The sequence below is a fragment of the Streptomyces sp. CB02261 genome (genome assembly GCF_001905665.1).
Classification (GTDB): Bacteria; Actinomycetota; Actinomycetes; order Streptomycetales; family Streptomycetaceae; genus Streptomyces.
Window position 1 is genome coordinate 230,517 of sequence record NZ_LIVX01000005.1, and the last position, 11,681, is coordinate 242,197.

Annotated in this window: 12 protein-coding genes and 2 pseudogenes; 3 read left to right on the forward strand and 11 right to left on the reverse strand. The window is 73.5% G+C overall.

Features of this window, described 5'->3' with window-relative positions; all coding sequences use genetic code 11:
• Nucleotides 1-87 precede the first annotated feature (87 nt).
• The 4 genes from AMK29_RS18395 to AMK29_RS18410 form a co-directional block, all read right to left on the reverse strand.
• Entirely contained in the window at nt 88-1,275 is a 1,188-nt protein-coding gene (locus AMK29_RS18395; protein WP_073814189.1) for a globin domain-containing protein, read from the reverse strand.
• Between the two features lie 71 nt (nt 1,276-1,346).
• The gene (locus tag AMK29_RS18400; protein ID WP_073814191.1) at nt 1,347-1,790 is read right to left on the reverse strand and encodes an RrF2 family transcriptional regulator; all 444 of its coding nucleotides are present in this window, start codon (nt 1,788-1,790) and stop codon (nt 1,347-1,349) included.
• 108 nt (nt 1,791-1,898) lie between these two features.
• On the reverse strand, nt 1,899-2,348 hold the full coding sequence (locus tag AMK29_RS18405; protein WP_073814193.1) for a peroxiredoxin: 450 nt from the start codon (nt 2,346-2,348) through the stop codon (nt 1,899-1,901).
• A gap of 176 nt (nt 2,349-2,524) precedes the next feature.
• A complete protein-coding gene (locus AMK29_RS18410) occupies nt 2,525-3,115 on the reverse strand; it encodes a PadR family transcriptional regulator (RefSeq protein ID WP_073814195.1) in 591 nt (196 codons plus the stop codon).
• Nucleotides 3,116-3,261: 146 nt separating this feature from the next.
• Here AMK29_RS18410 and AMK29_RS18415 point away from each other — a divergent pair, with 146 nt between their 5' ends.
• A complete protein-coding gene (locus AMK29_RS18415) occupies nt 3,262-3,747 on the forward strand; it encodes an SRPBCC family protein (RefSeq protein ID WP_073814197.1) in 486 nt (161 codons plus the stop codon).
• A 54-nt stretch (nt 3,748-3,801) separates the two neighbouring features.
• A complete protein-coding gene (locus tag AMK29_RS18420; protein WP_073814199.1) occupies nt 3,802-4,110 on the forward strand; it encodes a CU044_2847 family protein in 309 nt (102 codons plus the stop codon).
• 88 nt (nt 4,111-4,198) lie between these two features.
• Here AMK29_RS18420 and AMK29_RS18425 read toward each other — a convergent pair whose 3' ends face one another.
• The 4 genes and pseudogenes from AMK29_RS18425 to AMK29_RS18445 form a co-directional block, all read right to left on the reverse strand.
• Entirely contained in the window at nt 4,199-5,809 is a 1,611-nt protein-coding gene (locus AMK29_RS18425; protein ID WP_073814201.1) for an extracellular catalytic domain type 2 short-chain-length polyhydroxyalkanoate depolymerase, read from the reverse strand.
• A 161-nt stretch (nt 5,810-5,970) separates the two neighbouring features.
• Nucleotides 5,971-6,291, reverse strand: coding sequence for a cupin (locus AMK29_RS18430; RefSeq protein ID WP_073814203.1), 321 nt, complete (start codon nt 6,289-6,291; stop codon nt 5,971-5,973).
• A gap of 181 nt (nt 6,292-6,472) precedes the next feature.
• Nucleotides 6,473-7,768, reverse strand: coding sequence for a M20 metallopeptidase family protein (locus AMK29_RS18440; RefSeq protein ID WP_198942275.1), 1,296 nt, complete (start codon nt 7,766-7,768; stop codon nt 6,473-6,475).
• A gap of 105 nt (nt 7,769-7,873) precedes the next feature.
• A pseudogene (locus AMK29_RS18445) lies at nt 7,874-8,227 on the reverse strand (Lrp/AsnC family transcriptional regulator); the annotation flags it as partial.
• A 2-nt stretch (nt 8,228-8,229) separates the two neighbouring features.
• Between AMK29_RS18445 and AMK29_RS18450 the strand changes: the two are divergent.
• Nucleotides 8,230-8,529 (forward strand): annotated as a pseudogene (locus AMK29_RS18450) (SMP-30/gluconolactonase/LRE family protein); the annotation flags it as partial.
• 98 nt (nt 8,530-8,627) lie between these two features.
• Here AMK29_RS18450 and AMK29_RS18455 read toward each other — a convergent pair.
• From AMK29_RS18455 to AMK29_RS18465, 3 genes are all read right to left on the reverse strand, one after another.
• Nucleotides 8,628-10,274: an acyl-CoA dehydrogenase family protein gene (locus AMK29_RS18455; RefSeq protein WP_073814205.1), complete on the reverse strand. Its 1,647-nt coding sequence runs from the start codon at nt 10,272-10,274 to the stop codon at nt 8,628-8,630.
• Nucleotides 10,258-10,875, reverse strand: a complete 618-nt coding sequence (locus AMK29_RS18460; protein WP_073814207.1) for a TetR/AcrR family transcriptional regulator — start codon at nt 10,873-10,875, stop codon at nt 10,258-10,260. Before AMK29_RS18460 ends, AMK29_RS18455 begins: the two co-directional genes overlap by 17 nt.
• A gap of 178 nt (nt 10,876-11,053) precedes the next feature.
• Nucleotides 11,054-11,638, reverse strand: coding sequence for a TMEM165/GDT1 family protein (locus tag AMK29_RS18465; RefSeq protein WP_073814209.1), 585 nt, complete (start codon nt 11,636-11,638; stop codon nt 11,054-11,056).
• Nucleotides 11,639-11,681: the final 43 nt, after the last annotated feature.

The window sequence follows — 11,681 nt, forward strand, 5'->3', positions numbered from 1 at the left end:
CACCGCCCCCCCGGCGCCGACCGTCGCGCGGCCGGGGCGGAGCTTCGCCGCGTCCGGCCCGCGGGCTCCGGCGAGCGTGAGCGCGGGTCAGCTCTCGTGGCCCAGCCACAGGTCGGGTCCGAACACCTCGTAGTGGATGTCCGCGGCGGCCGTGCCCCGGCCGATGAGGTCGCCGCGGACGGCGCGGAGGAACGGCAGGGGCCCGCACAGGTACGCGGACGCGCCGGCCGGCAGATCGAGCGCGGTGACGTCCGCGCGGCCCGGCCGGGCCCCGGAGTCGCCCGGCTCCTCGTACCAGAGGTGGAGCGTCCCCTGCGGCAGGGCGTCCACGAGGCGCCGGAGTTCGGCGGCGTGCGCGTGCGACGCGGGGGAGCGGTCGGCGTGCACGACCACGACCGGACGGGTCGAGCCGGTCTCCCCGAGGTGGTGGAGCATCGCCAGCATCGGGGTGCTGCCGATCCCGGCGGAGGCGAGCAGCAGGGGGCCGTCTCCCGCGGGCAGGACCAGGTCACCGAACGGCGCGGAGACCTCCACCGTGTCTCCCGCGCGCGCGTGGGCGTGGAGCCAGGAGGAGACCTCGCCGGCGGGGTCGCCGTCGACCCGCTTCACGGTGATCCGCCACTGACGCCGTCCGGGAGCGGCGGAGAGGCTGTACTGGCGGATCTGCCGGGCGCCGTCGGGCAGGGTGACGCGGACGCTCACGTACTGGCCCGGCCGGAACGCGGGCGTGGGGGTGCCATCGGCGTGGCGCAGCACGAAAGAGGTCGTGTCGGCCGTCTCCTCCCTGTGCTCGGTCACCTCCATCGGCCGCCAGACCTGCCCCTCGGCGACGCCGGCTTCCTGGTAGAGCACGGCTTCCCTTGCGATCAGCGCGTTGGCCATCAGCCAGTACACCTCGTCCCAGGCCTGTGCGACCTCGGGGGTCACCGCGTCTCCGAGCACTTCGACGATCGCGGCGAAGAGGTGCTCGTGCACGGTCTTGTACTGCGCGGAGGTGACACCGAGCGAGGCGTGTTTGTGCGCGATCCGGGAGAGCATCACGTCGGGGCGGACGTCAGGGTGGTCGAGCAGGGCGACGGCGAAGGCGGTGAGGGAGCCCGCGAGCGCCCTCCGCTGCTCGCCGTTGGCCTGGTTGCCCCGGTTGAACAGATCGCGCAGGAGTTCGGGACGGGCGGCGAAGAGGCGCCCGTAGAAACGCTCGGTGATCTCGTCGAGGGCGCCCACGACGGCGGGCAGCGTGGCGCGGACGACCGGGACGGCCTGCTCGGACAGCATGAGAACTCGCAATCTGGTAGATCATCTACGTATTTGAAGGCGTGGATGCGCGGCCGACGGGAGCGCGCGGCTCAGACGGCGGGGCGGGGGGTGAGCGAGAGCAGGAGGGGCCCGGTCGGCGATGCCACGAGCTCGTCCACGGTGAGCGGGTCGAGTACGCGGTAGAACGCCTCCTGGGCCTCGCGCAGCGCGCCTCGCAGGCGACAGGCGGAGCGCAGCGGGCACGGCGGATCGCCCTCGCAGGCGACGACCTCCTCCTCGCCCTCCAGGATGCGGGCCAGCCGGCCCACCGAGGAGCGCCGGCCCCGCTCCGTCAGGGCCAGGCCACCGCCGCGCCCCCGCCGCGCCTCCACGACGCCGAGGTGCTGGAGCCGGGTGACGACCTTCGCCATGTGCGCGTAGGGCACGTCCATCGACTCCGCCACCTCACGGGTGGTGACGGATTCCTCGGGAGCGGTGACCGCCAGGCGCATCACGGCACGGAGCGCAAGATCGGTGAACTTCGTCAGCCTCACGCCGTGACCGTATCAAAGTGGTATTCGGACTACGTATTAAGGAGTGCGGTGACGACTGAGGCGCGAACAGGGGCTCCGGTCGGATCGGCACCGGCCCCGGCTCTCCTGTCAGGCGTCGCGCAGGGCCGCGAGGGCGCGGTCCGCGTGGGCGCTCATCCGCAGCTCGCTGCGCACCACCTCGCGCACCCGTCGGTCCTGGCCGATCACGAACGTGACCCGCTTCGTCGGCGCGAGCGAGAACCCGCGCTTCACCCCGAACCGTTCCCGTACGGCGCCGTCCGGGTCGGACAGCAGCGGGTAGCCGAGGGAGTGCCGCTCGGCGAACTCCTGCTGCCGCTCCACCTCGTCGGAACTTATCCCCACGGGCAGCGCGCCCACGGCCCGGAACTCGGCCGCCAGGTCACGGAAGTGGCAGGCCTCGGCGGTGCAGCCCGGGGTCATCGCCGCCGGGTAGAAGAAGAGGACGACCGGCCCCTCGGTCAGCAGGCCGGTCAGGGACCGAGGGGTGCCCGTCTCGTCCGGCAGGCTGAAGTCCTCGACCAGGTCACCGACGTTCATCTCAGGCCCGTCCCGATCCGTCCCTGTGAGCGGCCGGCGCTTCCGGTGCTCGCGGCCGGTGACGTTACCGCAGAGTAGCTCGGCCGTCACCCCCGGCCGCGTCACTGCACCACCGGCGCCCCGACCACGTCACCGCACCACCGTCACCCAGACCCCGGCGCCCGTCCGGAGGCGCGTCACCCCTGGTGCGCCCCCTCGGGCTGCCCGCTCCGCGCGGCCGCGCGCCGGTCGAGGACGGCCAGGACGCGCTCACCCCACCGCAGGTTCTCCTCCTCGAAGAACCTGCCGCGCATCAGCGTGAGGTACGGGCCGACCCGCTCGGCCTCACCCAGGTACCGCTCCTCGTCCCGGCCGGCGAGCATCCACTCCCGCAGCCGGTCGTAGCGCGCCAGCTTCGTCCGCGCGGCCTCCATCCGCTGCGCCACGAACCCTCGGACGGCCTCCGTGTCCCCCTCGTCGCAGGCCTGCACCTGGACCATCAACTCGTCGCGGACGGCACTGGGGCGCGGGGGCGTCGCCGTGTACGTGGCCAGATCCCGCAGCCCCGACTCCGTGAGGCTGAACATCCTCTTGTTGGGGCGCCGTTCCTGCTCCACCACACGCGCCGCGATCAGCCCCGCCTCCGCGAGCCGGTCCAGCTCGCGGTAGAGCTGCTGCGGGGTGGCGGCCCAGAAGTTGGCCACGGACACGTCGAAGATCTTGGCCAGGTCGTATCCGGATGCCTCGCCCTCCAGGAGGGCCGCGAGGACGGCGTGCTTGAGCGACATCCGGACACGCTAGCAGCACGTTGAATAGTTTCATCCGCACCTATTCAACCGACGCGGCCATGCCGTACGGGGGCTCTTCGCTGGCACGTCCGTCCGGCGCCTGCCTACGCTGGAGAGAGGGGACGGCAGACCCGAGGGGCAGCGCGATGGACAGCGGCACGTTCGTCTACACCAGCTACATGCGGACCACCCCCGACGAACTCTGGACTGCGCTCACCGACCCGGAGTTCACCCGCCGGTACTGGGGCGTCGCCTTCGACACGGAGTGGACCCCCGGCGCGGCCATGATCTGGGACGAGGGCGGACGCAGGACGGCCGACCCCGAGCAGGTCGTCCTCGCGGCCGAGCCGGGGCGCCTCCTCTCGTACACCTGGCACACCTTCACGCCGGCCTGGGCGGAGGCCGTGCACCTCGGACAGGACGTGTACGAGCGTCTCGCCCGGGAGCGCAGGTCCCAGGTCACCTTCGCGATCGAACCCTCCGGCGACACGGTCAAACTCACGGTCACCCATGGTGAGCTGGAAGCCGACGGCCTGATGAGGGAGCTGATCGCCGAGGGCTGGCCCGCCCTGATCTCCAGCCTCAAGTCCCTTCTGGAGACGGGGGAGGAACTCCCCGAGCCGGCCCGCTGAGCCGCCGAACCCCGGTGACGGCCCGCCCGTACCCCACCACCGCAGGGAGCTTCGATGACGGACATCACGCGGGTCGAGGTCGGGGACGCGACCCTTTTCGTCGAGGCGCGGCGCCTCGGCCCGGACTCGGAGCGGGAGGGGTTCGGCGACCGCCTGCCCGATCTGTCCGGGGTCACCGAAGCCCTCTCCTCCTTCGCCGTGCAGATCGGGGACGCCCTCCACCGGGCGGCGCCGGACCGAGCGACCGTCGAGTTCGGCTGCCAGCTCGGTCTGGACGCCGGCAAGCTCACCGCGCTGCTCGTCCAGGGCACTGCCAACGCGAGCCTGCGCGTCACCCTCGAATGGGAGAGGCCGCCCCGCTGAGCGAGCGGGACGGCCGCCCCGGTCCGACCGGTCCCGGATTTCGACCCGGAAGAGACCCGGGAACGGCTCGACTCCCTCGACGCTCCGTCTACCTGTACTCGACCGTCAGGGTCACCGGCGCGTCCCGGTTCACGAACAGGTACGCCGTCCCGGCCGGAGCCGACGCGAACCCCAGCCGGAACTGCGTGACCCCACCCCGGTTCAGCGCCGCGAGCGCCGGCGTCGACAGATCCGTCGACACCGCGCTTCCGGCGGAGAACGCGTCGATCCGGGCCGCACCCGCCACCGTGGCCGCCGCGGACCAGTCCGCCGCTTCCACCGCGCAACCGCCGAAGCAGCCCGTACGCAGGTCCACCTGGAGCCGGTTGCCCGCCGGTGAGGCCCAGGGATCACCGGAGCCACCGGACCGCGTGACGGTCAGCCAGGCCCGGGTGACCTCCTTGCCGGCCGGAATCCGCGAGGTGTCGAAGGAGACGAGCGACCGGTTCACTTTGCCGTCCGTGCCCCGGCCGAGCGCGAGCCCCGACACGTCCTCCAGGGTGCCGACCGCCGCGCCGGAGCCGTCAGCCGCCGCCTTCACGTACCCGTCCTCGGCGTCCGTGCTGGACAGGACCGTCCGCCCGGTCTCCGGGGGCGGGGTCCCCGCGCCGCGCAGGGCCCGGACCATCCCCATGACCGCCTCGATCTGCTTCCCGCCGTGCCGCGCGTAGGCGGTGTCACCGAGGTAGCCCCACCAGTTCCAGCAGCCGTTCGGGTTCTCCAGGGTCGCGGTGGCCGCAGCCTGCGGATACAGCACGATCATGTCGTTGGTGTCGGCGTACTCGTTCAGGTACGCGCCCTCGACGAACCGCGTTCCGAACCCCTGGTACGTGTACCCCTGCTTGCAGCCGTGCAGTGCCACGAGCAACCGGCAGCGCGCCCCTCCGGCGCATGAAGCCGGCACGTACGCGAAGCCCTCTCCGCCCATCGAGAGCGCGGCCGCCGAACCGCCCGGCGCGTACGCGTTCTGGTCGAAGCGGATCAGGGAGCCGCCCGTGCCGGTCCCGGGCGCCGCGACCGAGCCGAGGAGGTGCCCGAGGAGCGTCCCCTCCGCGTCGATCCCGCAGTTGTTCAGATACGGACTCTGCGTCACGGTGCAGGAGTTGGGTCCGAGCGGGGTGATCCAGGCGTGTCCCGCCGCCGTCGAGCGGTCGTAGCGCACCCGGGCGCCGAAGCGCCCGTAGTAGTCGGCGAGCGCGTCCACCACCGGCCGCTTCACCGTGGAGTCGCCCGAGCCGCTGAAGACGTACACCGGGTCACCGGCCAGGTTGGCCACCGGGTCGACCTGCCCCTGGGCCGACCGGTCACGGGTGGCCTGCTCCAGGGTGGCGAGCTGGAGGTTCTGGGTCGTGTCCATACAGGCGTTGAGCGCCGTGCCGAGCTGCCCGCGGGCGCAGTCGTACGGCCCCGACGCGAACACCGCGGAGCCCTGGAACGTCCCCGAGTACGCCACGTGCAGCTGGGTGGCCATGTAGCCGCCGGACGACACGCCGGCGCTGAAGACCGACCCGATGTCGTATGCCTGCAGCGTGCCGGGCACGGGCGGGGGAGCGGCGGCCCCGGCGGGGACCGCGGTGGGGAACAGGGCGGCTGCGGCACACAGCAGCAGCGCCGCGAGCCGGCGTGGCCGGCTCGGGCGGGTGGGGCGGGACGAACGCATGTGTACTCCCGGACGGCTCGATCCTGACGGGGGGTCGGCCGGGAGGTTACGGGCGGTCCGGCGCCGTCCTCCATGGGCGAGGACGCCACAATCGGGCCCGCCGGGTATGGCGGCCCGTCACCTGGCAGCGGGGAACCACGCCGAGAGGGCCCCCGCCGTCGTCAGTCGTTCACCGCCGTCAGGAGCACCACCGCGTCCTCCAGGGCGGTGAGTCCGTGCCGCTCCTTCGGGATCATCCGCAGCGTTCCCGCCGAGAGTTCCTCGCCGCGCCCGGCCGTCGTCAGGCTCACCCGGCCCCGCAGCACCTGCAGACTCGCGGCCGGCGGCGCGTTGTGCTCGTCCAGGGACGTGCCCGACGTGAGGGCGATGACGGTCTGCCGCAGCACCCCGTCGTGCATCACCAGATGGGCGCTGCGCCCGTGCGGCGCGGTGCGGGCCGCGGCGAGATGCTCGTCGGCGAGGGCGGTGAGGTCCAGCTTCATGACTCTCCCTGCGGGGTGCGCGGGCGGATACCCCCACCTTCTCGTGTGACGTCCGGTACGCAAGTCGGGGCCGCCGGCCGCACCGAGCGCATCCCCACCGCCCCGCCGGCGGTGACGAACGCCCCCGCGGCGAGGAGGGCGGCCGGTCGGCCGTGTGCCGCGTACGGCCAGACCCCGTGAGTCAGCCGGCGCCCCGGGGGACGAGCGTCCCCGCCAGATGGTCGTACGCCACGTGCGCGTGGAGCCGGACGCCGGTGACGAGGGTGTCGTCGTCCGCGTAGAAGCGGGGGTTGTGGTTGGTCACCAGTCCACGGCCACCCGGTACGGGCACGGGCCGGCCCGTCGCGTCGAGGGCCGCGTCCTGGACGCCGAGCATCACGTACAGCCCGCCGAACCGGCTCACGAACTCGGACACGTCGTCGTACCCGAGCGTCCCGCCCGTCTCCACCACCCGCTCCTCGCCGACCACGCGGCGGAAGGTCGGCAGCCCCGCCTCGACCCACGGACCGCTGTTGTGCACGGGCGGCACGGACTGCAGGTACTCCACCGAGGCCGTCGCCCCGTACGCCGCCGCCGAGTGCTCCGCCAGCGTCGTGAGCCGTCGCTGCACGCTCGCCATGTCGGACTCCTCCACGCAGCGGACGGTGCCCCAGAGCGTCACGGTCTGCCCCACGATGTTGAAGCGGCCGACGTCCTCGACGTGCCCGATGGAGACCGTGACCGGGTCGAAGGCGGAGACCTGCCGGTACAGCTGGCCGATGCCCGTCAGGACCGCGCCGACCGCCGGCATCGGATCGATGCCCTGCCAGGGGGTGGAGCCGTGGGTCTGCTCGCCGGTGACGACGATACGGACGAGGGTGGAGGCGCCGTACTGGTTGCCGACGCGATACCCCACGTAGCCCTTCGGGTGGGGCGTCACATGCAGTCCGAAGGCCATCGTCGGCACCGGGTCGGCGAACGCCCCCGCCGCGACCATCGCCCGCGCCCCGCCCTCCTCGGTCACCGGCGGCCCCTCCTCGGCCGGCTGGAAGACGAGGAGCACGGTGCCCGGCAGCCGGTCGCGCACCCCGGCCAGCACCGTCGCCGCACCGAGCAGCGCCGCCGTGTGGCAGTCGTGCCCACAGGCGTGCGAGACGGGGAACGGACCTCCCGGATAGTCGGCGTCCACCACCTCGGCCGCGAAGTCCGTCCCGCACAGGTCCCGCACCGGCAACGCGTCCATGTCCGCCCGCAGCGCCACGACCCGCTCACCCGGCACCCCGCCGCGCAGGACGCCCACCACCCCGTGCCCCGCGATGCCCGTGCGGACCTCGTCGAGACCGAGCGCGCGCAGCTGGTCCGCCACCAGACGGGCCGTGTTCACCTCGCGGTTGGAGAGCTCCGGGTGCCGGTGGAGATGACGTCGCCACGCCACCACCTGATCCGCCACCCCGGCCGACCGCCGGTCGAGTTCGTCGTGCATCGCCTCGCTGTCCAACGGGAACTCCCTCTCGCTCCGGCCGGGGCCGTGGTCACGGGACACGTGCCCCACCAGGCTGCCACCCGGAGCGCTCCCCGGCACCGGCTACGCCGGGCGCGGACCCTACGTCCGGTCGGAGGTCTCCGGGGAGAGCGGCCGCTCGAAGAAGGTGTCGAGCACCACCGTGGCCTGCGTGCCGCTGCCCCCGTCGATGGCGCAGATGCGGCGCAGGACGTCCTGGAGCTGCTCGGTGCTCGTGGTCCTGACCTTCACGAGCACGGAGGCGCTCCCGGCGATGACGTGCGCCTCCAGGATCTCCGGCAGGGCGGCGAAGCCCTCCGCCGAATCGCCCATCCAGGAGGTCGAGTCCACCATCACATAGGCGAGGACGGCGCTGCCCACCGCGGCCGGATCCACCTCGACGGTGGTACGCCGGATCACGCCCCGCTCCCGCAGCTTCCGGACACGCTCGTGCGCCGGTCTTCGCCGACGCCGCGGCCCGCGAGAAGGCCCGCTTCGACAACCTCCGCTTCGACGACGCCGGCCGGCTGTGGGCCGCCGCGATGAACGACGGCGTCCACTGCTACGACCCCGACGGCACTCTGATCGGGCGGCTCCGCGTGGCCGAGGCGGTCGCCAACATCTCGTGGGGCGGCGCCAAGCGCAGCCGGCTCTTCATCGCCGCCGGGACGAGCCTCTACTCGGTGGTCATGGGCGCCACGGGCACCCATCCGACCGGCCCGGGGCGCCGGCCCTGGCGGGACGCGACGCCGCACTGAGCCCGCGCCCGCGGCTCGGTGCGCCCCGCCGCGCCCGCGCGCCGTCGCATCCGAGCCCGCGGGCCCGGCGTCCCCGCCGAGCCCGCGCTCCCGGGCTCTCAGGCCGCGTCGGGGCCGCTCCGCGCGATGATCGCCGCGGTGTCCACCCCGGCCGGCAGCGTGCCGAAGGCCAGGCCCCGGTCGCCGTCGAGCCGCGAGGCGCAGAACGCGTCCGCCACCGCCGGGTGCCCGTGCCGGACGAGCAGCGAGCCCTGCAGCACGAGGGCGAGCCGCTCGACGAGCCGCCGGGCCCCGTACGCCACCGCGTCCGGGTCGCCGAGCCCCGCCAGATCCTTGCGCAGGGCCGCCATCGCCGTGTCCAGGCGCCGGTCGCCGCCCGCGCCCCGGTCGACCTCCGCGAAGTACGCCTCCACCGCCTGCGGCTGACGGGCCATCGCCCGCAGCACGTCGAGCGCGGCGACGTTCCCGCTGCCCTCCCAGATGGAGGGCAGCGGCGCCTCGCGATAGAGCCTCGGGAGGCCCGAGTCCTCGACGTAGCCGTTGCCGCCCAGGCATTCGAGGGCCTCCGCCGCGTGCGCGGGCGCCCGCTTGCACACCCAGTACTTGGTGACCGCGAGCCCGAGCCGCCGCAGCTGCTCCTCCTCCGCGTCGCCACGCGCCGCCCGGTCCACCGCCCCGGCGAGGCGCAGCGCCGCGACCGTGGCGGCCTCCGCCTCCACCGCCAGATCGGCCAGGACGTTCCGCATCAGGGGCTGGTCCACCAGTCGCGCCCCGAACGCCTCCCGGCGCGAGGCGTGGTGGACCGCGTGGACGAGCCCGAGACGCATCCCGGACGCCGAGCTGATGGCGCAGTCGAGCCGCGTCATGTTGACCATCCGGATGATGGTCGCCACCCCGCGCCCCTCCTCGCCCACGAGATGGCCGACGGCCCCCTCGTACTCGATCTCGGACGAGGCGTTGGACCGGTTGCCCAGCTTGTCCTTGAGGCGCTGGAGGCGGATCGCGTTGCGGCTGCCGTCCGGCAGCACCCGGGGCACCAGGAAGCAGGACAGGCCGCCCGGCGCCTGCGCCAGGGTGAGGAAGACGTCCGACATCGGCGCCGAGGTGAACCACTTGTGGCCGGTCAGCGCGTACAGGCCGGGCTCGCCCGCCGGGACGGCCCGCGTCGTGTTCGCCCGGACGTCCGAACCGCCCTGCTTCTCCGTCATCGACATCCCGGCGATGATCCCGCGCTTCTCCGTCGGCACCCGCAGCCCGAAGTCGTACGACGGAGACGTCAGCAGCGGCTCGTACACCTCGGCGAGCTCCGGCCGGGCCCGAAGCGCCGGAACCGCCGCGTACGTCATGGAGACCGGGCACAGATGGCCCGCGTCGGCCTGCCCCCACACGAACACCTTCGCCGCGCGGGCCACGTGCGCGCCGGGCCGTTCGTCGCGCCAGGGAGCGCCGTGCAGCCCGTGCCGCACGGCCACGCCCATCAGCTCGTGCCAGTACGGGTGGAACTCGACCTCGTCGATCCGGTGCCCGTACCGGTCGTGGGTGTGCAGGACGGGGGAGTGGCGCTCGGCGAGCCGCCCCCACTCCTGGGCCTGCTCGCCGCCGGCCCGCACCCCGAGCTCGCGGACCTCGGCCTCGGCCCACCCCGCGCCCTCCCGGTGCAGCGCCTCCAGGAGTGCGGGATCGGCGGAGACGTCGTAGCCCGTCAGGGGTGGTACCTGGTTGGTGACCTCATGCGTGGTCGGCATCGGGAACTCCCAGTGCTCGCAGGGTGAAGGTGACGAGTGCGGGTACGGTGCCGGGCCCGACGGATCCCTCCGCCAGCGGCCCGACGAGAGCCTCCGCGCCCGCGCCGACGAGCGCCGACGCCGTCAGGACCGGGTCCTGCGGCGGCAGCTCGCCGGAGCGCACCCCCTCCTCGACGCGCGCGGCGAACACGTCCCGGAACGCGCGCCGGAAGACGAGCCGCTCGGCGTCCACGGCCGGGTCGACGGGCTCGGCGAGCAGCGCGTACGCGAGGCGGGGCGACTTCAGGGCGCGCAGGGCGAAGGTCTCGATCACGGCGACCACCCGCTCGGCCGCCGAACCGTGGCCCGGGTGCGCGGCCGCCGCGGAGACGGCCGCGACCTCCCGGCCCACGACCGTCCGGAAGAGCTCCACGGAGAGCGCGGCCTTGCTGGGGAAGTGGCGGTAGACGCTGCCCGTGGCGATTCCGGCGCGGGCGGCGACGGCCGCGACGGTGCAGCCCGCGTAGCCCTGCTCGGCGAGCAGGTCTCGGGCCGCGTCGACGACGGCGGCGCGCTGGGCGTCGAGCCGGGCCTGGACGGCGGGGGTGCGGCGGTAGGGCATGGAAGAAGTGAAGCAGTGATTCATTGCTTCATCAAGGCCGCTGCCCCATCGAGGGTTCCTGGCCTGAGGCGCCTGGGGCTCCTGGTCGACGGCATCGGATCGAGGGTTTCCCCGCACAGCGCGCACGCCCCCGCCCGGAGAGGGGCGGGGGCGTGCGGGAGGAGAGGATCGATCGGCGTCAGCCGGTGAAGACCTCGGTCAGCGACCAGACGGCGAGGCCCGCCATGCAGACGCCACCGATGCGCTGCACGGTCTTGAGCGGCACGCGCTTGGCGATGAACCGGCCCGCCACCAGCGCGAGCGCGGAGACGCTCATCAGGGCCGCGAGGGAGCCGATCGCCGTCGACCAGGTGCCGTTGGTGGCGGCCAGGTTGGCGGTCGTGATCTGGGTGAGGTCACCCCACTCGCTGATGAAGACGGCCATGAAGGCGGTCGAGAAGACGGGCAGGAAGCCGGTCACCGTCCGGCCGCCCGCGTCGGCCTCGTCGTCGTCACCCCCGCCGCGCAGCAGCATGAACGCGCCGAAGCCGAACAGCAGGGCCGAGACCAGCTTCACGGTCCAGCCGGGGAGCAGTCCGAGCAGGCTGCCGGCTCCCACGGCGATGGCGACATGGGCGAGGAAGGCCGTGGAGGTGCCGATCCACACGTACAGAGGACGCATCCGCGTGCCCATGGCGAGGGACGCGAACATCGTCTTGTCGGGAAGTTCCGCGAGGAAGATCAGCCCGAAGGCGGTGAGGATCGCCAAGGGGTCGAGGTGCATACCGGGGCTCTCTGCTCGGTCCGGGCCCGTGGGCTCGGCACGG